Annotated in this window: 1 protein-coding gene; it reads left to right on the top strand. The window is 73.8% G+C overall.

Features of this window, described 5'->3' with window-relative positions:
• Positions 1 to 64: 64 nt before the first annotated feature.
• Positions 65 to 24,028: a non-ribosomal peptide synthase/polyketide synthase gene (locus AB0J08_RS31700; RefSeq protein WP_360641299.1), complete on the top strand. Its 23,964-nt coding sequence runs from the start codon at positions 65 to 67 to the stop codon at positions 24,026 to 24,028.

The raw sequence follows: 24,028 nt of genomic DNA, 5'->3' as shown, positions 1-24,028 counted from the left end.
ACCGCGGTCGGCGGCGCCCGGCGCGCCCTGCCCACATGCCTGCCCACACTCTCGGAGGTACCCCATGTCCCGTCGCGACGGCGACGTCCTGGCCCTGACAGCCGCCCAGCTCGAGATCTGGCTCGCCGAGCAGAGCTCACGGACGCCGATCCCGGGCTACCGCGTCGGCGAGTGCCTGGAGATCCACGGACCGGTGGACCGGGAGCTGTTCGAGACCGCGCTGCGCCGGGTCGTCGACGAGGTCGACGCCCTGCACGTGACCTTCGTCGACGACGGCGACGGCCCGCGCCAGGTCCTCCGGGAGAGCTGGGACTGGACGCCCGCGCACCTCGACCTCAGCGGGGAGCCCGATCCCCGCGCGTTGGCCGTGGAGTGGATGGAGCGGGACCTGCTGCGCCCGCTGGACCTCGCCCGTGACCCGCTGTTCGGCCACGCGCTGATCAAGGCGTCGCCGACGGAATTCCTCTGGTACCTGAACTACCACCACGTGGTGCTGGACGCGATCAGCAGCTCCATGCTCCGGCAGCGGGTCGGCGAGGTGTATTCGGCGCTCGCTGAGGGCGACGCCGTACCGCCGTGCCCGTTCGGCTCGCTGCGGGACCTGGTCGACAGCGACGCCGGCTACCGCGCGTCCACCGACTTCGCCGCCGACCGCGCCTACTGGACCGAGCGTTTCGCCGACCTGCCCGCCCCGACCCGGCTCACCGACACCTCCGCGACCGACCCGCACCGCGCTCTCCGGCTGGCCGAGGAGCGGGAACTGCGCCGCCCGGACGCCCTGCGGGTGGCGGCGGGACGTTCCGGCGTCCGGTGGTCCCGCGTGGTGATCGCGGCGACGGCGCTCTACGCCCACCGGCTGACCGGCACCCAGGACGTGGTGCTCGCCATGCCCGTCACGGCCCGCAGGGGCGCCGACCGCGACCTGATGTCGGTGCCGGGCACGATGTCCAACGTGGTGCCGCTGCGGCTGACGGTGCGACCGGACATGCCGTGGCGCGAACTCGTCGCCCAGGCGGCGCGGGAGGTCGAGTCAGCCGTCACGCACGAGCGCTACCGCAGCGAGGACCTGCTGCGTGACCTCGGCGCCCCGGGCAGCATCGGGACGGCGTTCCCGCTGATCGTCAACATCATGGCCTTCAACTCCAGGCCGAGCTTCGCCGGGCACCCGGCCTCCGTGCACCACTTCGTGTCCGGGTCCACCACCGACCTCGCCGTCTGGGTGTTCGACTACCGGGACGGCAACCCGCCGCTCCTTCGGCTTCACGGTGCGCCGGAGGCGTACGGCGACGACGACCTCGCCGCCCATCAGGAGCGGCTGCTCGCACTGCTCGACACCGTCGCGGACTGTGACCCGGATGACCTGGTGGGCCGGATCGAGCTGCTCACGGCCGAGGAGTACGGCGAGCTGGCGGTGCTCGGCGCCGGGCCGGCCGCGCCGGCCCCGGCCGAGAGCCTGCCGGAGCTGTTCCGGGAGCACGTGCGGGCGACCCCGGACGCCGTCGCGCTGGTCTGCGGCGACGTCTCGTTGACGTACGCGGAGCTGGACGCGCGGGCCAACCGGCTGGCGCACGCCCTGATCGAGCGGGGCGCGGGACCGGAGCGGCTGGCGGCGGTGGCCCTGCCGCGCTCGGCGGAGCTGGTGGTGGCGATCCTCGCGGTGCTGAAGACCGGCGCGGCGTACGTACCGGTCGACCCCGAGTACCCGACCGCCCGGATCGCCTACCTGCTCGACGACGCCCAACCGGCCTTGGTGGTCACGGACTCCCGCAGTGAGGACCGCCTGCCCGCCGGCGGTCCGGTCGACCGGCTGGTGCTGGACACCGACGACCTGAACGGACAGCCGGACACCGACCCGATGATCGCCATCGATCCGGGTCATCCGGCGTACGTCATCTACACGTCCGGTTCCACCGGGCGGCCCAAGGGTGTGGCACCGACCCACGGCGGTCTGCTGAACCTGCTCGCCGACCTCCGGCAGGTGCATTTCGCGGCGGTGCTCGGAGAGCGGCAGCGGCTGCGGGTGGCCCTGACCACGTCGGTGTCGTTCGACGCCTCCTGGAACCAGTTGCTCGCCCTGTTCGCGGGCCACGAGCTGCACGTCCTGGACCACGCGACCTGGACCGACCCCGTGGCCTTCGTCGGCTACGCGGCTCGCTGCGGGCTGGATTACATCGAGGCCACGCCGTCCTACCTGGACGTCCTGGTCGCCCACGGGCTGCTGAGCGACCCGCAGTGGCGCCCGGCGCTGGTCGCGGCGGGCGGCGAGGCCGTTCCGGAGCGGCTGTGGGAGCAGCTGCGGGCGTCCGAGGGGGTGTCCTGCCTCAACCTCTACGGGCCGTCTGAGTGCACCGTCAACCCGGTGATCGCGTCCCTGGGTTCGAGCTCGCGCCCGGTCATCGGCCGGCCGGCCACCAACGCCCGGCTGTACGTGCTCGACGGCGCCCTGCGGCCGCTGCCGACCGGTGCGGCGGGTGAGCTGTATCTCGCCGGCGCGTGCCTCGCCCGCGGCTACCTCAACCGGCCGGGGCTGACCGCCGGGCGGTTCGTTGCCGACCCGTTCGGGCCGGCCGGATCGCGGATGTACCGCAGCGGGGACCTGGTGCGCTGGGACGCGTCCGGCAACCTGGAGTTCCTCGGCCGCACGGACGACCAGGTGAAGATCCGCGGCTTCCGGGTCGAGCTCGGCGAGATCGAGGCCGTCCTCGCCGAGCACCCGCAGGTCGCCCGGGCCGCCGTGCTGGTGCGCGCCGAGGAGCCCAGGCTGGTCGGCTACGCGGTGCCCGAGCCCGGCACCACCGTGACCGACACCGCCCTGCGCGACCACCTGAGGGACCGGCTGCCCCGGCACATGGTGCCGTCGGCGCTCGTGCTGCTGGACGCGCTGCCGCTGACCCCGAACGGCAAGCTCGACCGGCAGGCCCTCCCGGACCCCGACCGGCAGCCCGCCGCGCCGGGCCGTGCCCCGCGCACCGCGACCGAGCACCTGCTCGTGGGGTTGTTCGCCGAGGTGCTCGGGGTGTCCGAGCCCGGGCTGGACGACAGCTTCTTCGACCTCGGTGGGCACTCGCTGCTCGCCACCCGGCTGGTCGCCCGGGCCCGGTCGGTGCTGGGCGTGGAGCTGAGGCTGCACGACCTGTTCGACGCGCCGACGGTGGCGGAACTGGCGGCGGCGGTGGACGTCGCGGGCCGGGCGCGTCCGGCGCTGGCGCGGCGCGAGCGGCCGGCGACCGTTCCGCTGTCCTTCGCACAGCGGCGGCTGTGGTTCCTGCAGCGCATGGAGGGCCCGAGCGCCACCTACAACATCCCGCTGACCCTGCGGCTGTCCGGAAGCCTGGACCAGCGGGCCCTGGAAACCGCCCTGGCGGACCTGGTCGAGCGGCACGAGAGCCTGCGCACCGTCTTCCCGACCGCCGACGGCGTGCCGTGCCAGCGGGTGCTGGACCCCGACGAGGCCCGGCCGCGGCTGCGGGTGACCGAGCTCGGCGAACGCGAGCTGCCGGAGCGGCTGGCGCAGGCGGCCCGGTACGGGTTCGATCTCGCCGAGGAACCGCCACTGCACGCCGAACTCTTCCAGCTGGCGGCCGAGGAGCACGTGCTGGTGCTGGTAGTGCACCACATCGCCGGTGACGGCTGGTCGATGGGGCCGCTCTCGCGGGACCTGGCGACCGCCTACGTGGCCCGCGCCGAGGGCGGGAAGCCGGAGTGGTCGCCGCTGCCCGTCCAGTACGCCGACTACGCCCTCTGGCAGCGGGAGCTGCTCGGCGACGGAACCGACCCGGACAGCCTGCTGAACAGCCAACTCGCCTACTGGCGCGAGCAGCTGGCGGACCTCCCCGAGCAGGTGGAGCTGCCGTTCGACCGGCCCCGGCCGGCCGCGATGTCCTACCGGGGCGCCCACCTGCCGGTACGGATCGACTCCGAGCTGCACCAGTGCCTGCGCGCGCTCGCCCGCGACGGCGGGGCCAGCCTCTTCATGGTGCTCCAGGCCGGACTGGCCGCGCTGCTGGGCAAGCTCGGCGCGGGCAGCGACGTCCCGATCGGCACCCCGATCGCCGGGCGCACCGACGAGGCCGTGGACGAGCTGGTCGGCTTCTTCGTCAACACCCTGGTGTTGCGCACCGACCTCTCCGGTGACCCGTCGTTCACCGAACTGCTCGGCCGGGTGCGCGGAGACGCGCTGGCCGCGTACGCGCACCAGGACGTGCCGTTCGAGCACCTGGTGGAGGCGCTGAACCCGACCCGGACGCTGGCGCACCACCCGCTGTTTCAGACCATGCTCGCCCTGCAGAACGCGCCGCTCGGCACCTTCGACCTGCCGGGGCTGCGGGTGGCGACCGACCTGGTCCCCACCGGAACGGCCAAGTGCGACCTGACCTTCATCCTGGCCGAACAGCCCGGCGAGGACGGCCTGTCGGGCGTGGTGGAGTACAGCACCGACCTGTTCGACGCGGACACCGTGGCCGGGATCGTCGAGCGCTGGCTGCGGCTGCTGCGCGCCGTGGTCGCCGACCCCGGCCGGCGGATCGGCCGGGTGGACGTGTTGTCCGCCGAGGAGCTCAGCGCACTGCTCCCGGCCCGTACCGGCCAGGGCGAGCAGGTGCCGGAGGGCGGCCTGACTGCGCTGTTCGAGCGGCAGGTGCGGGCCAACCCGGCCGCCGCCGCCCTCACCGACGGCGAAGTCACCCTGACCTACGGCGAGTTGAACGCCCGCGCGAACCGGCTCGCACACGCGCTGATCGAGCGGGGCGTGGGCCCGGAGCAGCTCGTGGCGCTGGCCCTGCCGCGTTCGGCGGAGCAGGCCGTGGCGGTGCTCGCCGTGCTCAAGGCCGGCGGCGCGTACCTCCCGGTGGACCCGCGGTACCCGGCCGCCCGGATCGCCTACCTGCTCCAGGATGGCCGGCCCGCGCTCCTGGTGACGACCGGCGCGGCCGGCGAGCTGCCGGGAGCGGACGGCGTGGACCGGCTGCTGCTGGACACCGCCGAACTGGACGGGTTGCCGGACTCCGACCCGCGGGTCGCGGTCGATCCCGGTCAGGCGGCCTACGTCATCCACACCTCCGGCTCCACCGGCAACCCGAAGGGCGTCGTGGTCCCGCACCGGAACGTGGTGCGACTGTTCGACACCACCCGGGAGCTGTTCGGCTTCACCGCCGAGGACGTCTGGACGCTGTTCCACTCCTACGCCTTCGACTTCTCGGTGTGGGAGCTGTGGGGCGCGCTGCTGCACGGCGGCCGGCTGGTCGTCGTGGACCACGAGACCAGCCGCTCGCCCGGCCGGTTCCTGGAGCTCCTCGCCCGGGAGCGGGTGACCGTCCTCAACCAGACGCCCTCCGCCTTCTACCAGCTGATGCAGGCGGACCAGGAAGCGGCGCCCGAACTCGCCCTGCGCACCGTGGTGTTCGGCGGTGAGGCGCTGGAGCACGCCCGGCTGACGAGCTGGTACGAGCGTCACCCGGAGGACACGCCGCGGCTGGTCAACATGTACGGCATCACCGAGACCACCGTGCACGTCACGCACGCGGCGCTCGACGCCTCCGGCAACGCCACCGGGCAGATCGGCACGGCCCTGCCGGACCTGCGCACGTACGTCCTCGACGGCGGCCTGCGCCCGGTGGCCCCGGGCGTCGCGGGCGAGCTGTACGTCGCCGGCCCTGGCCTGGCCCGCGGCTACCTGAACCGGCCCGGCCTGACCGCCGGGCGATTCCTCGCCGACCCATTCGGGCCCGCAGGCTCCCGGATGTACCGCACCGGCGACGTGGTGCGCCGGGCCGCATGGGGGTCCCCCCGGCCGGAGGCTGGGGGAGGCAGCCTGCGCTACGTCGGCCGGGCCGACCAGCAGGTGAAGGTACGCGGCTTCCGCATCGAGCTCGGCGAGATCGAGGCGGCACTCGCTGCGCACCCCGGCGTCGCCCAGGTCGCCGTGCTGGCCCGGCAGGACCGGGCCGACGACACCCGGCTGGTCGCCTACCTGGTGCCGGCCTCAGGCGCCGCGCCGCGCCCGGCCGAGCTGCGCGGACACCTGGCCGAGCGGCTGCCGGAGCACATGGTGCCGTCGGCGTTCGTCCTGCTGGACGCACTGCCGCTGACCACCAACGGCAAGCTCGACCGCCGTGCTCTGCCCGCCCCCGACCTCGCCCCGGCGGCGACCGCCCGAGCGCCGCGCACCCCGCAGGAGCAGGTTCTCTGCGAGCTGTTCGCCGAGGTCCTGGGCGTGGCGTCGGCCGGCGTCGAGGACGGCTTCTTCGACCTCGGCGGCCACTCCCTGCTGGCCACCCGCCTGGCCGCCCGGATCCGCGCGACCCTCGGCGTGGAGATGCCGCTGCGCACGCTGTTCGAGGCACCGACCCCGGCCGGCCTGGCCGCCGCCCTGGTGGCGGCCGGACCGGCGCAGGCCGCCCTGGCACGGCGCGAGCGCCCCGAGGTGATCCCGCTGTCGTTCGCGCAGCGGCGGCTCTGGTTCCTGCACCAGTTGGAGGGTGCCAGCGCGAACTACCACATCTCCCTCGCCTGGCGGCTGTCCGGGGACCTGGACCGGCGGGCCCTGGAAGCCGCCGTGGTGGACGTCGTGGCGCGGCACGAGAGCCTGCGCACCGTCTTCCCGGCGGTGGACGGCGTGCCGCACCAGGAGGTGCTGGACGTCGTGGCAGCCCGCCCGGGGCTGCTGGTGAGCCGGACGACCGAGGCCGAGCTGCCGGCCGTCATGGCGGAGGCGAAGGCCCACCGATTCGACCTGGCGGTCGACGTCCCGCTGCGGGTCGAGCTGTTCGAGCTGGCAGCGGACGAGCACGTGTTCCAGCTGGTGCTCCACCACATCGCGGGCGACGGCTGGTCGCTGGGCCCGCTCGCGCAGGGCCTGACCGCCGCCTACGCGGCACGCTGCCGGGGCGAGGAGCCCCAGTGGGAGGAGCTGCCGGTCCAGTACGCCGACTACACCCTGTGGCAGCACGAGCTGCTGGGCGAATCCACCGACCAGGACAGCCTGTTCGCCCGCCAGGCGGCCTACTGGACCCGGCAGTTGGCGGATCTGCCGGACCGGATCGAGCTGCCCGCAGACCGGACCCGCCCGGCGGTCGCCTCGCACCGGGGCGGGCTCGTGCGCGCGGGGCTGGACGCCGAGCTGCACCGCGGCCTGCGCGAGCTGGCCCGGGCACACGGGACCAGTCTGTTCATGGTGCTCCAGGCAGGGCTGGCGGCACTGCTGAGCAGGCTCGGTGCGGGCGACGACATCCCGGTCGGCAGCCCGGTCGCGGGCCGGACCGACCAGGCGCAGGACGAACTGGTCGGCTACTTCGTCAACACCCTGGTGTTCCGTACCGACACCTCGGGCGATCCGACCTTCGCCGAGCTGCTGGGCCGGGTTCGGGACACCGCGCTGGCCGGGTACGCCCACCAGGACCTTCCGTTCGAACACCTGGTCGAGCTCCTGAATCCGTCCCGGTCGCTGTCGCACCACCCGCTGTTCCAGGTCATGCTGGTGCTGCAGAACGCACCCCGCGCCGACTTCGCGCCGCCCGGACTGCGCGTCGAGGACGTGCCGTCGACCTCGACCACCGCCAAGCTCGACCTGATCTTCACCATGTCCGAGCGGCACGCGGAGGACGGTACCCCGGAGGGGATCGACGGGTCCGTCGAGTACACCAGCGACCTGTACGACCCGGCCACCGTCGAGACGATGATCGGGCGGTTGGAGCGGCTGCTCCGCGCCGCGATGGCCGACCCGCGGCGCCGGCTCAGCCGGCTCGGCCTCCTCACCGCCGAGGAGCGCGATGAGTTGACGGCGCTGGGTACCGGCCCGGAGGCCCAGGCGTTCACCGCGAGTCTGCCGGAGCTGTTCAGTGCTCAGGTGCGGGCGACTCCGGACGCCGTCGCGGTGGTGGGGCCGGAAGCGTCGCTGACGTACGCTGAGCTGGACGCGCGGGCGAATCGGTTGGCGCATGCGCTGATCGCGCGGGGTGCGGGGCCGGAGCGGCTGGTGGCGGTGGCGCTGCCGAGGTCGGCCGAGCTGGTGGTGGCGATCCTCGCGGTGCTGAAGACCGGCGCGGCGTACCTCCCGGTCGATCCGGAGTACCCGGCCGCGCGGATCGGATACATGCTCGACGACGCCCGGCCGGTCCTGGGGCTGACCGACGCCGCCACCCGGGGTCGGCTGCCGGACGGTCCGGTCAGATGGCTGGTGACCGACGACCCGGTGACGGCGGGGCTGATGGAGGGCTGCCCGGCCACGGACCCGGCGGTGGTCGTCGATCCGGGCCACCCGGTCTACGTCATCTACACCTCCGGCTCCACCGGTAAGCCCAAGGGCGTGGTGGCGACGCACGGCGGCCTGGTCAACCTGTTCGCCAACCAGTGTCTGCTGCTCTTCCGGACCGGGGAGCGGATGCGGATCGGGCTGACCACGTCCGTGTCGTTCGATGCCTCCTGCGACCAGTTGTTCGCCCTGTACGCGGGTCACGAGCTGCACGTCCTGGACGAGGCGACCTGGAGCGACCCGGACGCCTACCTCGAGTACGCCGCGCGGGCCGGGCTGGACACTGTCGGCGGAACCCCGTCCTACCTGCAAGTCCTGGTCGAAAACGGCCTGTTGGACCACCCGTCGTGGCGTCCTTCGATGGTCGGGCTGGGCGGTGAGGCCGTTCCGGAGCAGCTGTGGGAGCGGTTGCGGGCGGGCGGCGACGTGTTCTCCCTGAACTACTACGGGCCGGCCGAGTGCACGGTGGACTCGGTGGTCGCGCCGGTGGAGGTGAGCGCGCGCCCGGTGATCGGTAGGCCGCTCGGGGGCGTCCGACTTCACGTGCTCGACGCCGCGTTGCAGCCGGTGCCCGCCGGGGTGTCGGGCGAGCTGTACATCGCAGGCACGGGGCTGGCGCGCGGCTACCTGAACCGGCCGGGGCTGACCGCGGGGCGGTTCGTCGCGGACCCGTTCGGACCGGCCGGATCCAGGATGTACCGCTCCGGTGACCTGGTGCGGTGGGGCTCGGACGGGAACCTGGAGTTCCTCGGCCGCATCGACGACCAGGTCAAGGTCCGGGGATACCGGATCGAGCTCGGCGAGATCGAGGCGGCACTGGCGGAACACCCGCAGGTCGCGCGGGCCGCCGTGATCGTCCGGCAGGACCGGGCGGGGGACCCCCGGCTGGTCGCCTACCCGGTGCCCGTCACCGGGGCGGAGCTCCGGCCGGAGGACCTGCGGGCGCACCTGCGCGAGCGGCTGCCGGACTTCATGGTGCCGACCGCGTTCGTCTCCCTCGACGCCCTGCCGCTGAACACCAGCGGCAAGCTGGACCGGCGCGCACTCCCCGAGCCGGAGACCTCCGTGACGGGGACCGGCCGGGCACCGCACACGCCCGAGGAACACGTGCTGGCCGGGCTGTTCGCCGAGGTGCTGGGCCTGTCGCAGGTCGGTGTCGACGACGACTTCTTCGACCTGGGCGGGCACTCCCTGCTGGCCACCCGGCTGGTGGCCCGGATCCGTACGACCCTGGACGTGGAGCTGCCGCTGCACACCCTGTTCCGCGATCCGACGGTGGCCGGGCTGGCTGCCGGGCTGGGCGGCGCGGACCGGGCCAGGCTCGCCCTGTCGCGGGCTGAGCGGCCCGCGCTGGTGCCGCTGTCGTCCGCTCAGCGGAGGCTGTGGTTCCTGCGCCAGTTGGAGAGCGCCGACTCCGTCTACAACATGCCGCTCGCGTGGCGGCTCTCGGGACCGCTGGACCTGGCGGCCCTGGAGGCGGCGCTGGGCGACGTCGTCGACCGGCACGAAGCCCTGCGCACGGTCTTCCCGGCCGTGGACGGCGTACCCCACCAGCAGGTACTGCCCGCCGGGGAGGCGCGCCCGAGACTGTCGGTCACCCCGGCCGACGAGACGACCCTGCCGGACCTGCTAGCCGGTACCGCAACGCGGGGCTTCGACCTCGCGGCCGAACCGCCGCTGCGCGCGGAGGTGTTCGAGTCGGCGGCGGACGAGCACGTGCTGCTCCTGGTGATGCACCACATCGCCGGTGACGGCTGGTCGCTGGGCCCGCTGGCCGCCGACCTGGCCACCGCGTACGCGGCGCGCCGCCGGGGCCAGGAACCGCAGTGGGCGCCGCTTCCGGCGCAGTACGCCGACTACACGCTGTGGCACGACCGGCTGCTCGGGGACCGCGACGACCCCGCGAGCCTGTTCGCCCGACAGTCGGCCTACTGGACGGAGCGGCTGGCCGGCCTGCCCGAGCAGATCCGGCTGCCCGCCGACCGGAGCCGCTCGGCGGCCACCTCGTACCAGGGCGGGCAGCTGGCGGTCGAGTTGGACACGGAGCTGCACGGCGCGCTGTGCCGCCTGGGCCGGGAGCACGGGGCCAGCGTTTACATGGTGCTGCAGGCCGCCCTGGCATCGCTGCTGGACAAGCTCGGCGCGGGCACGGACATCCCGGTCGGCAGCCTGATCGCCGGACGGACCGACGAGGCGCTGGACGACCTGGTCGGGTTCTTCGTCAACACCGTGGTGTTCCGCACGGACACGAGCGGCGACCCGTCCTTCGCCGAACTGCTGGTCCGGGTCCGGGAGGCCGCGCTCGGCGCGTACGCTCACCAGGACCTGCCGTTCGAGCAGGTTGTCGAGGCCGTCAACCCGTCCCGGTCACTCGCCCGGCAACCGCTGTTCCAGGTGCTGCTCGCGCTGCAGAACGTGCCCCGCACCGAGTTCGCGCTGAGCGGTCTGAGCGCCGAGGTCCTGCTGTTCCGGACGCCCACGGCGATGTTCGACCTCGGCTTCCACCTGCTGGAGCGCGGTGGCACCGTCGGGCCGGCCGAGGGCATCGTCGGGCGGGTCGAGTACAGCACCGACCTGTTCGACCACGCCACGGTGGAGGTCTTGGTCGCCCGGTGGCTGCGCCTGCTGGCGGCGGTGGTCGCCGAGCCGGACCGGCCGCTGAGCCGGATCGACGTCCTCACCGCGGAGGAGCGGCACGAGCTGCTGGTCGCGCGCAACGACACCGCCCGCCCGGTGCCTGCCGCCACGCTGCCGGCGCTGTTCGAGGCGCAGGTCCGGGCGACCCCGCAGGCCCCTGCGGTGGTCCTTGACGACACCCTGCTGACCTACCGCGAGCTGAACCGCCGGGCCAACCGCCTGGCGCACGCGCTGATCGCCCGCGGGGTGGGGCCGGAGCAGGTCGTCGCCCTGCGGCTGCCGCGATCCGCCGAGCTGGTGGTCGCCGTCCTCGCGGTGCTCAAGACGGGCGCGGCGTACCTGCCGGTCGACCCGGACTACCCGGCCGCCCGCATCGCGTACATGCTGGAGGACGCGCGCCCGGCCGTGGTGCTCGACGACCTCGCGGCCGTCACACCGGACGGGGAGTGGCCGGAGCACGATCCGGCCGTCGCTGTGGACGCGCGACACCCGGCCTACGTCATCTACACGTCGGGATCCACCGGCCGGCCCAAGGCCGTGGTGATGCCCGCCGCCGGGCTGCTGAACCTGCTGGCGTGGCACCACGAGGCCGTCGGCGGTGAACCCGGCACCCGCGTCGCGCAGTTCACCGCGATCAGCTTCGACGTCTCGGTGCAGGAGCTGCTCTCCGCGCTGCTGTACGGCAAGACCCTGGTGGTGCCGACCGAGGAGCAGCGCCGCAGCGCCGAACTGTTCGCGCACTGGCTCGACCGGCACCAGGTCGCCGAGCTGTTCGCACCCAACCTGGTGGTCGAGGCGCTGGCCGAGGCCGCCGAGGAGGCCGGGCTGGAGCTGCCGAGCCTGCGGCTGGTCGCGCAGGCCGGTGAGGCGATGCGCCTCGGCGGTGCGGTGCGCCGCTTCCAGGCCCGCCGCCCGGGCCGGTTGCTGCACAACCACTACGGTCCCGCCGAGACCCATGTGATCACCGCCTACCCACTGCCGGCCGACCCGGCGGACTGCCCGCTGCCAGTGCCGATCGGCCGCCCGATCGCCAACTGCCGCGCGTACGTGCTGGACTCGGCCCTGCGGCCGGTCGCACCCGGGGTGCTGGGCGAGCTGTACCTGGCCGGGGCGGGCCTCGCCCGCGGCTATCTGAACCGGCCCGGGCTGACCGCCGGGCGCTTCATCGCCGATCCGTACGGGCCGGCGGGCTCGCTGATGTACCGCACCGGCGACCTGGTCCGCTGGCGCGCTTGGGGGTCCCCCCGGCCGGAGGCTGGGGGAGGCGAGCTGGAGTTCGCCGGCCGGGTGGACCACCAGGTGAAGGTGCGCGGCTTCCGGATCGAACCAGGCGAGATCGAGGCCGAGCTGACCACGCATCCGGGCGTCGGACAGGTCGCGGTGCTCGCCCGCGAGGACCGGATCGTCGCGTATGTCGTCCCCCTGGCCGGGGCCGGTGCGACAGCGGAGGCACTGGCGGCGTACCTGCGCGACCGGGTGCCGGACTACCTGGTGCCGTCCGCGTTCGTCCTGCTGGACGCGCTCCCGCTGACTCCCAACGGCAAGCTGGATCGGGCCGCGCTGCCCGCGCCCGAGCCGGCGGGAGCTACCGGAGGACGGGCGCCGCGCACCCCGCAGGAACAGATCCTGTGCGAGCTGTTCGCCGAGGTGCTGGGCTTGCCGCAGGTCGGGGTCGACGATGACTTCTTCGACCTGGGCGGGCACTCGCTGTTGGCCACCCGGCTGGTCTCGCGGGTCCGGGCGACCCTCGGAGTCGAGCTGGAGCTGCGCAGCCTGTTCCGCACGCCGACACCCGCCGGACTGGTGGCCGGGCTGCACGACGCCGCCTCCGCACGGCAGGCCCTGGTACCCCGGCCCCGCCGCGATCCGATGCCCCTGTCCTTCGCCCAGCGCCGACTGTGGTTCCTCCAGCAGTTCGGGGCGCTGAGCGCCACCTACCACATGCCGCTGGCCCTGCGGCTGTCCGGCGACCTCGACCGGGCCGCGCTGAGTGCCGCGCTCGCGGATGTGGTGACCCGGCACGAGACCCTGCGCACGGTCTTCCCGCACATCGCCGGAGTCCCGTACCAGCGGGTGCTGGACGCCACCGAGGCAGCCGTTCCGCTGACCGTGCGCGTGGCCGGCGAGGCGGAGTTGCCCGTCATGCTGCGCGAGGCAGCGGTGCGTGGCTTCGACCTGACCTCGGAAGTACCGCTGCGGGCGGAGCTGTTCGCGGTCGCAGAGAAGACCGACGAGCACGTGCTGCTGCTGGTCATGCACCACATCGCCGGGGACGGCTGGTCCATGGGCCCGCTGGCCCGCGACCTGGCCACCGCCTACACCAGCCGGCAGCGCGGCGAGGCGCCGGCCTGGCCGCCGCTGCCGGTGACGTACGGCGACTACACCCTGTGGCAGCACGAGATCCTGGGCGACGAGCAGGACACCGACAGCGTGTTCGCCCGGCAGGTCACCTACTGGACGGAGGCGCTGGCCGGGCTGCCCGAGCAGCTGCAGCTGCCCGCCGCCCGGCCACGCCCGGCCACCATGTCGTACGGCGGCGACCTGTTGGAACTCCGGATCGATGCCGAACTGCACACCGCGCTGGTGGGGTTGGCGCGGCGCTCGGGTGCGACCCTGTTCATGGTGCTCCAGGCCGCACTCGCCGCGCTGTACACGCGGCTGGGTGCGGGGACGGACATCCCGATCGGGAGTCCGATCGCGGGGCGTACCGACGAGGCGCTGGACGAGCTGGTCGGCTTCTTCATCAACACGCTGGTGCTGCGCACCGACACGAGCGGTGATCCGAGCTTCGCCGAGCTGCTGGGGCGGGTCCGGGAGACGGCGCTGTCGGCGTACGCCCACCAGGACGTGCCGTTCGAGCACCTGGTGGAGGCACTGAACCCGTCCCGCTCGCTGTCCCACCACCCGCTGTTCCAGACCGGGCTGGTCGTGCAGAACGCGCCGGGTGGTGACTTCGAGCTGCCGGGTCTCCTGGTCTCCGGGGTGACCGTGCTCACCGGGACCGCGCGGCTCGACCTGACCTTCGGGTTCGCGGAGGAGCACGGACCCGACGGCGCGCCGGCCGGGCTCAGCGGCGCGGTCGAGTACAGCACCGACCTGTTCGACCGCTCGACGGTCGAGGCCCTGGTCACCCGGTGGACCAGGCTGCTGGCGGCGGTCGCCGCCGCCCCGGACCTGCCGATCGGCGGGATCGACCTGCTGTCCGCGGAGGAGCGGCGCGAGCTGCTGCCCGCCGTCGACGGCGCGGCGGACGCGGCGAGCCTGCCGGAGCTGTTCGCGGCGCGGGTGGCGGCGGCGCCGGATGCGGCGGCGCTCATCTGCGGGGAAACGGAGCTGACGTACCGACAGTTGGACGCACGGGCGAACCGGTTCGCGCACGCGCTGATCGCTCGCGGTGTCGGCCCGGAGCGGGTCGTGGCGGTGGCGCTGCCGCGGTCGGCGGAATCGGTGGTGGCGGTCCTGGGCACCCTGAAGGCCGGGGCCGCGTACTTGCCGCTGGACCCGGCGTACCCTGCCGCCAGGATCGCGTTCATGCTCGACGATGCCCGTCCGGCGGTGGTGGTCGACGACCCCGCGATGGTGGTCGAGGGGGACCGGCCGGAGGACGATCCGGCTGTCGTGGTGGACGTCCGGCAGCCGGCCTACGTGATCTACACCTCGGGCTCGACGGGCCGGCCCAAGGGTGTCGTGGTGACCCACAGTGGCGTGTCCGGCCTGGTGGCGGCACAGGTCGAGCGGCTCGGCGTGGCGCCGGGCAGCCGGGTGCTCCAGTTCGCCTCGCCCAGCTTCGACGCGTCCTTCTGGGACCTGTGCAGCGCCGTGCTCACCGGCGCGACTCTCGTCCTGGCCCCGGCCGAGGCTCCGCTGGAGGCCCTTACGGACCGCGGGCTCGGCATCACCCATGTGACCCTGCCGCCCTCGGCCCTGGCTGCCCTGCCGGAGGGCTCGGTGACCGCGTCGACGCTGGCTGTGGCGGGTGAGGCCTGTGCACCGGAGCTGGTGGCGCGGTGGGCGCCCGGACGCCGGATGATCAACGCGTACGGCCCGACGGAGACCACGGTGTGCGCGACGATGAGCGACCCGCTGTCGCCCGGTCCGGGGGTTCCGCCGATCGGCCGGCCGGTCGCGGGCTTCCGGGTGTACGTGCTCGACGAGCGGCTGCGCGTCGTGCCGCCGGGTGTGATGGGGGAGCTGTACGTCGCCGGCCCCGGTCTGGCGCGCGGCTACCTGAACCGGCCCGGTCTGACGGGCGGCCGGTTCGTCGCCTGCCCGTTCGGCAAGGACGGCGACCGCATGTACCGCACCGGCGACCTGGTGCGCCGGCGGGCGGACGGTGAGCTGGAGTACGTCGGCCGGGCCGACGACCAGGTGAAGGTGCGCGGCTTCCGTGTCGAACTCGGCGAGGTCGAGGCGGCGTTGGCCGAGCACCCGGGCGTCGCCCGGGCCGCCGTCCTCGCCCGGGACGACCGGCTCATCGGCTACGTGGCGACCCGTCCCGACGCGGCCGTCCGCCCCGCGGAGCTGGCGGCGCACCTGCGTGACCGGCTGCCTGACTACCTGGTGCCGGCCGTGTTCACGGTGCTGGACGCGCTGCCGCTGACCCCCAACGGCAAGCTGGACCGCGCGGCGCTGCCCGCCCCCGACCTCGGCTCGGCCGAGGCCGGTCGGGCCCCGCGCACCCCCCAGGAGCAGATCCTCTGCGAGCTGTTCGCCGAGGTGCTCGGCGTGTCCGGGGTCGGGGTCGACGACGACTTCTTCGGCCTGGGCGGGCACTCCCTGGTCGCCACCCGGCTGGCCGCGCGGGTGCGCTCGGTGCTCGGCGTCGAGCTGGGGCTGCGCACGCTGTTCCAGGCGCCCACCGTGGCGGGCCTGGCCGAGGCGCTGGCCGGGGCGGGCCACGCCCGCCCGGCGCTGACCGTGCACGAGCGGCCGGACACGGTGCCGCTGTCCTTCGCCCAGCGCCGGCTCTGGTTCCTGCACCGAATGGACGGCAGCGCCGCGACCTACCACATCCCGCTGGCGCTCCAACTGACCGGCACGCTCGACCGAGCGGCGCTGGACGAGGCGCTGGCCGACGTGGTGGCCCGGCACGAGAGCCTGCGGACGGTGTTCCCGGAGGTCGACGGCGTGCCGTGCCAGCGCGTGCTGGACCCGGCCGCGGCCCGGCCGCGGGCGCGGCTGACCGAGGTGTCGGAGGCCGAACTGTTCGACCAGCTCGCCGAGTTCGCCCGGCAGCCCTTCGACCTGACCTCGGAGGTTCCGCTGCGGGCGGAGCTGTTCGCGCTCGCCGAGAAGACCGACGAGCACGTGCTGCTGCTGGTGATGCACCACATCGCCGGGGACGGCTGGTCCACCGGCCCGCTGGCCCGTGACCTGGCCGCGGCGTACGCGGCCCGCTGCGAGGGGCGTGCGCCGGTCCGGACGGGCCTGCCGGTGCAGTACGCCGACTACACGCTGTGGCAGCGCGAGTTGCTCGGCGACGCCGCCGACCCGCAGAGCCGGTTCGCCGAGCAACTCGACTACTGGAAGCGGCAGCTGTCCGACCTGCCGGAGCTGCTCCGGCTGCCCGTCGACCGGCCGCGTCCGGCCGTCGCCGGCTGGCACGGGGACCACGTCGGCCTGGAACTCGACTCCGAACTTCATGCCGCCCTCACGGAGTTGGCACGGCGCACCGGGACGAGTCTGTTCATGGTGCTGCAGGCGGCGCTGGCGGCGCTGTACACCCGGCTGGGTGCGGGCACGGACGTTCCGATCGGGAGTCCGATCGCGGGGCGTACCGACGAGGCGCTGGACGAGCTGGTCGGGTTCTTCGTCAACACGCTGGTGCTGCGCACCGACACGAGCGGTGATCCGAGCTTCGCCGAGCTGCTGGGGCGGGTCCGGGAGACGGCGCTGTCGGCGTACGCCCACCAGGACGTGCCGTTCGAGCACCTGGTGGAGGTGCTGAACCCCGCCCGGTCGCTGTCCCACCACCCGCTGTTCCAGACGATCCTGGCCGTGCAGAACGCGCCGATGGGCCGGTTCTCGCTGCCCGGGATGGAGGTCGCCACCTACGCGGTGGCCACCGGAACCGCCAAGTTCGACCTCGGGGTGAGCCTGGTCGAGCAGTTCGGTCCGGACGGGAGCCCGGCTGGGATCGTCGGCGCGGTCGAGTACGCCACCGACCTGTTCGACCGCTCGACGGTCGTAGCCCTGGCCCGGCGCTGGACCCTCCTGTTGGAGGCCGTCACCGCCGACCCGGAGCAGCCGATCGGGGGGATCGAGCTCCTCGACGCCGACGAGCGGCACCGGCTGCTGGAACGGGGCAACGCGACCGCCCGCGAGGTGGGCGCCGTCCCGGTGCCGCAGGCCTTCGCCGCCCAGGTCACGGCGACGCCGGATGCGGTCGCGCTGGTCCGTGGCGACGTCGAGTTGACGTACCGGGAGCTGAACGAGCGGGCGAACCGGTTCGCCTACTCGCTGATCGCCCGGGGGGTCGGTCCGGAGCAGCTGGTCGCGGTGGCGCTGCCACGGTCGGTGGAAGCCGTGGTGGCCGTACTCGGCGTGCTGAAGGCCGGGTCGGCGTACCTGCCGGTGGATCCGGCGTACCCGCAGGCGCGGATCGCGTTCATGCTGGACGATGCCCGTCCGGCGGTGGTGGTCGACGATCCGGCGATGGTGGCCGACGTCTCGGAGTGGCCCGACACCGATCCGGAGGTCGCCCTCGACGTCCGGCATCCGGCCTACGTGATCTACACCTCGGGCTCGACCGGTCGCCCCAAGGGCGTCGTGGTCGCCCATGGCGGTGTCGCGAGCCTGGTCGCCGGCCAGATCGAGCAGTTCGCGATCGAACCTGGCAGCCGGGTGCTCCAGTTCGCCTCGCCCAGCTTCGACGCCTCGGTGTCGGAGATCTACACCGCCCTGCTGTGCGGCGCGGCGTTGGTGCTGCCGCCCGCGGCGGACCCGGTCGCCGCGCTGACCGACCCGGGGCTCGTCGTCACCCACGTGACCGTGCCGCCGTCCGTCCTGGCCGCCCTCCCCGAGGGTTCGATGACCGTGTCCACACTGGTCGTGGCCGGTGAGGCCTGTGCGCCGGAGCTGGTGGAACGCTGGGCATCGGATCGGCGGATGATCAACGCGTACGGTCCGACGGAGACGACGGTGTGCGCGACGATGAGCGATCCGTTGTCCCCGGCCGCGGGTGTGCCGCCGATCGGCCGTCCGATCGCCAACGCCCGGGTGTACGTGCTGGACGAGCGACTGCGGCCGGTGCCGCCGGGTGTGCCGGGGGAGCTGTACGTGGCCGGCGCCGGGCTGGCGCGCGGCTACCTGAACCGGCCCGCTCTGACGGCTGGACGCTTCGTCGCCTGCCCGTTCGGCGCGGACGGCGAGCGCATGTACCGTACCGGCGACTTGGCGCGCTTCCGCGCGGACGGCCAGCTGGAGTACGTCGGCCGGGCCGACGACCAGGTGAAGGTGCGCGGCTTCCGCGTCGAGCCCGGCGAGGTCGAGTCGGCCCTGGCCGAGCACCCCGCCGTCGCCCGGGCCGCCGTCCTCGCCCAGGACGACCGGCTGATCGGCTACCTCGTCCCGCACCAGGAGGCGTTCCGGGACAGCGGAGTCGAAGCGGACCACGTGGACGAGTGGCGGGGCATCTACGACGCCCTGCCCATCACTCCCGACGAAGCCGCCTTCGGCCAGAACTTCGTCGGCTGGAACAGCAGCTACGACGCCGACCCGATCCCGGTCGACCAGATGCGGGAGTGGCGGGACGCGACTGTCGCCCGCATCCTGGCCCTGCGTCCCCGCCGGGTGCTGGAGGTCGGCGTCGGCACCGGTCTGCTGCTCTCGCAGGTCGCGCCGAACTGCGAGACCTACTGGGCGACCGACTTCTCCGCCACCGCGATCGACGCACTGGCCGCCCAGGTGGCCCGGGAGGAGGACCTGGCCGAGCGGGTGGTGCTGCAGACCCGCCCGGCGCACGACACCGACGGGTTGCCGGCCGGGGAGTTCGACACCATCGTGATCAACTCGGTGGTGCAGTACTTCCCGTCGGCCGACTACCTCGCGGACGTGATCGGGAAGCTGATGCGGCTGCTCGCCCCGGGCGGCGCGCTCTTCATCGGCGACGTGCGCAACCTACGGCTGCTGCGCCCGCTGGCCACCGCCGTCCAGGTGCACCGGACCGGGGACGGCGCCGACCTCGCCGCGGTGCGCCGCGCCGTGGAGCAGGCCCTCCGGGTCGAGAAGGAGCTCCTGGTCGACCCGGACCTCTTCACGGCCCTGAGGGAACACGGCACGGACATCGGCACGGTGGCGGTGGAGGTCAAGCGCGGCCGGCACCACAACGAACTGAGCCGCTACCGCTACGACGTGACGCTGCACAAGCGGCCGGCCGTACCGGTCCGGCCACTGGACCTGGCGTGGGGCCGGGACGTCGCCGGCCTGGCGGAGCTGCGTGAACTGCTCGGGCGACGGGGTACCGGCCCGGTGCGCCTCACCGGGATCCCGAACCGCCGCGTCGCACGCGAGGCCGAGCTGGCCCGGGCGGTGCGGAACGGGGACGGCACGCTCGCCGGGCTGCTGGAGCGGTTGCACGGCCCGGCCGACGGTGACCTGCCAGACCCGGAGGACTTCCACGCCCTCGGCGGGGAGCTCGGCCGTCGGGTGGACCTCACCTGGTCGGCCGACGCGCCCGAAGCCCTAGACGCGCTCTTCACCGATGGACCTGCGGACGCACCCGTCGAGGCCTACCGGCCGGTGCGGCGGGCCGGCACCGCGCTGTCGTCGCTGACCAACCGCCCGGCCGGCAGCCGGGGCACCGGCGCCCTCCTCAGCGAACTCCGCGGCTGGCTGCGGGACCGGCTGCCCGACTACCTGGTCCCGTCGGCGTTCGTGGCGCTGGACGCGCTGCCGCTGACGGCCAGCGGAAAGCTCGACCGCCGTGCCCTGCCCGCACCCGACCTCGGCCCGGCCGTGGCCGGGCGGGCGCCGCGCACCCCGCAGGAGCAGCTCCTCGCCGAGCTGTTCGCCGAGGTGCTCGGGCTAGCCCAGGTCGGGGTCGAGGACAGCTTCTTCGACCTCGGCGGGCATTCCCTGCTGGCGACCCGCCTGGCCTCCCGGGTCCGGGCGACCCTCGGCGCGGAACTGGAGGTCCGGACACTGTTCGAGACCCCGACCGTGGCCGCCCTGGCGGCCCGCCTGGACGGCTCCGGAACGGTGCGGCCCGCGCTGACCGCCCAGCCCCGCCCGGACCTGGTGCCATTGTCCTTCGCCCAGCGCCGGCTGTGGTTCCTGCACCGGATGGACGGGCCGAGCGCCACCTACAACATGCCGCTCGCGCTGTGCCTGACCGGCGAACTCGACCGGCCGGCCCTGCACGCCGCGCTGGCGGACGTGGTCGGCCGGCACGAGAGCCTGCGGACGGTCTTCCGGGAGACGGACGGCGTGCCCTACCAGGTCGTGCTGGACGCGGCGGAGGCACACCCGGAGCTGCCGGTGATCGAGCTCGACGAGGGCTGCCTGGCCGAGCGGCTGGCGCGGACGGCCCGGCGCGGCTTCGACCTGGCGGCGGAGCCGCCGGTCCGGGTGGAGCTGTACGCGCTCGCCCCCGACCGGCACGCGCTGCTGGTCGTGGTGCACCACATCGCCGCCGACGGCTGGTCGATGGGCCCGCTCTCCGGCGACCTGGCGGCGGCCTACGCGGCACGCTGCCGGGGCGAGGAGCCGCCGTGGTCGCCGCTGCCGGTGCAGTACGCCGACTACACCCGGTGGCAGCGAGGCCTGCTCGGCGACGCCGCCGACCAGGACAGCCTGTTCGCCCGGCAACTGGCCTACTGGAAAGACGAGTTGCAGGGCATGCCGGAACAGCTCCAGCTGCCCGCCGACCGGCCCCGGCCGCCGGTGGCCTCCCAGCTGGGCGACCGGGTCGTGGTCCGGCTGGACGCCGAACTGCACCAGGCGCTGCGGGACCTGGCCACCGAACGCGGCGCCAGCATGTTCATGGTGCTCCAGGCCGGCCTCGCCGCGCTGCTCACCCGGCTCGGCGCCGGTACCGACATCCCGATCGGCAGCCCGATCGCCGGCCGCACCGACCAGGCGCTGGACGAGCTCGTCGGCTTCTTCGTCAACACCCTGGTGCTGCGCACCGACACCGGCGGCGACCCCGGCTTCGCCGAACTGCTCGGACGGGTGCGGCAGAGGGCGCTCACCGCGTACGACCACCAGGACGTGCCGTTCGAGTACCTGGTCGAGGTGGTCAACCCGGCGCGGTCGCTGGCCCGCCACCCACTGTTCCAGGTCATGCTGGCCCTGCAGAACGCGCCGCTGGGCGAGTTCGCGCTGCCGGGGCTGGAGACCGGCCACCTGGAGGCGCCGACCGGGACCTCCCGGGTCGACCTGACCTTCAGCCTGGCCGAGCAGTTCCGCCCGGACGGCCACCCCGACGGCCTGGTCGGCGCGGTGGAGTACGCCACCGACCTGTTCGACGCGGCCACCGTGGAGCTGCTGTTCGACCGCTGGGCCCGGTTGCTGCGGACGGCGGTCGCCGACCCGGATCGGCCGATCAGCCGGATCGACCTCATGTCCGAGGCGGAACGCCACCGACTGCTGTACGGGTTCAACGACACGGCGGCCGAGCTGCCCCGGGCCGCGGTGCCGGAGCTGTTCGCCCGCCAGGTGCGGGCCACTCCGGACGCGGTGGCCGTCGTGGCGGGCGGCACCGAGCTGACCTACCGGGAGCTCGATCAGCGCTCCAACCGGCTCGCGCGGGCACTGCTCCGCCAGGGCGTCCGCCCGGAGACGCCGGTCGCGGTACTGCTGGAGCGCTCGGCGGAACTGATTACGGCGATCCTGGCGATCATCAAGGCGGGCGGCGCCTACGTGCCGCTGGACTCGCGCTTCCCCGCCTCCAGGATCGACCTGATCCTGCGGGAGAGCGGGGCCGCCCTGGTGCTCACCCGGGAGGTGCTGGACGCCCTGGAGCGGGCCGAGCCCGATCCGTCCGCCATCGAAGTCCGCTGCGAACCCGGACAGTTGGCGTACATCATGTACACCTCCGGCTCCACCGGGCGGCCGAAGGGCGTGGCCGTCACCCACCGCGACGTGGTGGGCCACGCGCTGACCCCCGAATGGTGCGGCGGCGGACACGAGCGGGTGCTGATGCACTCCCCGACGGCCTTCGACCTCTCGACCTACGAACTGTGGGTGCCGCTGCTCAACGGCGGCCGGATCGTGGTCGCACCGCCCGAGCAGCTCGACCTCGACCTGCTCCAGCACACGATCAGCACGCACGGGGTGACCGGGCTGTGGCTCACCGCCGGGCTCTTCCGGCTGGTCGCCGAGGAACGCCCCGGCCTGCTCGCCGGGGTGCGGGAGGTGTGGACCGGCGGAGACGTGGTCTCCCCGGCCGCCGCCGCCCGGGTGCTCGCGGCCTGCCCCGGCATCGAGGTGGTCAACGGCTACGGGCCCACCGAAGCCACCACCCTGGCCACCTGTCACCCGGTGCGCACCCTCCCCGAACACGCCGCTTCCGTGCCGATCGGCGGGCCGATGGCGAACATGCGCGCCTACGTGCTCGACGACCACCTGCGGCCGCTGCCGGTGGGCATGGTCGGTGAGCTGTACCTCGCCGGGGTGGGCGTGGCCCGCGGCTACCACGGCCGGCCCGGCCTGACGGCGGAGCGCTTCACCGCCGACCCGTACGGGCAGCCCGGGAGCCGGATGTACCGCACCGGCGACCTGGCCTGGTGGCGGCCTGAAGGCACGCTGGAGTTCGCCGGACGCGCCGACCACCAGGTCAAGCTGCGCGGCCTGCGGATCGAGCCGGGAGAGATCGAGGCCGTACTCGCGGGCTGCCCGGGCGTCGCCCAGGCGGCCGTGGTCGCCCGCGAGGACCGGCCGGGCGACAAACGGCTGGTCGCCTACCTGGTGCCCGCTCCCGAGGGCGCGCCCGAGGCGGTCGAGCTGTCCGGCCGGCTGCGCCGCGAACTTCCCGACTACATGGTGCCGGCGGCGTTCGTCACCGTGGACGCGCTGCCACTGACCGCCAACGGCAAGCTCGACCGCGCCGCCCTGCCCGCCCCCGAGTACGGGGTGTCGGACGCCGGTCGCGGCCCCCGGACGCCGCAGGAGCAGCTGCTGTGCGGCCTGTTCGCCGAGGTCCTCGGCCGGGAGCAGGTGTGCATCGACGACAACTTCTTCGACCTGGGCGGGCACTCGCTGCTGGCCGCCCGGCTGGCCTCCCGGGTCCGCGAGACCCTCGGCCTGGAGCTGGGCCTGCGCATGCTGTTCGAGGCGCCGACCGTGGCCGGGCTCACCGAGCGACTGGTCATGGACGACCCCGATGACGCGTTGGACGTGGTGCTGCCGCTGCGTTCGACCGGGACCGCCACCCCGCTGTTCTGCGTCCACCCCGGCGGCGGCATCAGCTGGTCGTACAGCGGGCTGCTGAACCACGTCGGCCCCCAGCACCCCGTCTACGCGATCCAGGCGCGCGGCCTCGGCCGGCCCGAACCGCTGCCGACGTCCTACGAGGAGATGGCGGCCGACTACGCCGACCACATCCAGAAGATCCAGCCGGAGGGCCCGTACCTGCTGCTCGGCTGGTCCGCCGGCGGGCTGATCGCCCACGCGCTCGCCTGCGAGCTGCAGTCGCGCGGCGAGCGGACCGCACTGCTGGCGATCCTCGACGCCTACCCGGTGAAGGACGTGACGTTCGAGGAGGTGCCGGTGCCCACCGAGCGGGACGTGCTCGTCGGAGTGCTCGACGTCGACCCGGACGAGCTGGGCGACCGGGACATCACCTACGCCGAGGTCGCCGAGGTGCTGAACCGGCGGGGCAGCGCGCTGTCCGGCCTGAACGAGCGACAGGTCGAAGTGATCGTCCAGATCATGATCAACAACGCGCAGCTGGCGGTCGACTTCGTCCCCGCGCGGTTCGACGGAGACCTGCTGCTCTTCAACTCCACGATCGACCGGACCGAGGACAACGCCGGGCCCGAGATCTGGCAGCCCTACATCACCGGCCGGATCGAATCGCACGAAATCACCACCCGGCACAACCGGATGACCCAACCCGGCTCGCTGGCCCAGATCGGACCGGTCCTGGCCGCCAAGCTCGCCGAGGCCACCGCCGACACCACCGTTTCCCACCAGGAGGACTGA

This window comes from Kitasatospora sp. NPDC050463 (genome assembly GCF_040655255.1).
Classification (GTDB): Bacteria; Actinomycetota; Actinomycetes; order Streptomycetales; family Streptomycetaceae; genus Kitasatospora.
This window is presented reverse-complemented; position numbering and strand designations above follow the sequence as displayed.

Excerpts from the sequence above, each read along its gene's own strand:
- AB0J08_RS31700 (WP_360641299.1), top strand. The coding sequence starts at position 65 with ATGTCCCGTCGCGACGGCGACGTCCTGGCCCTGACAGCCGCCCAGCTC.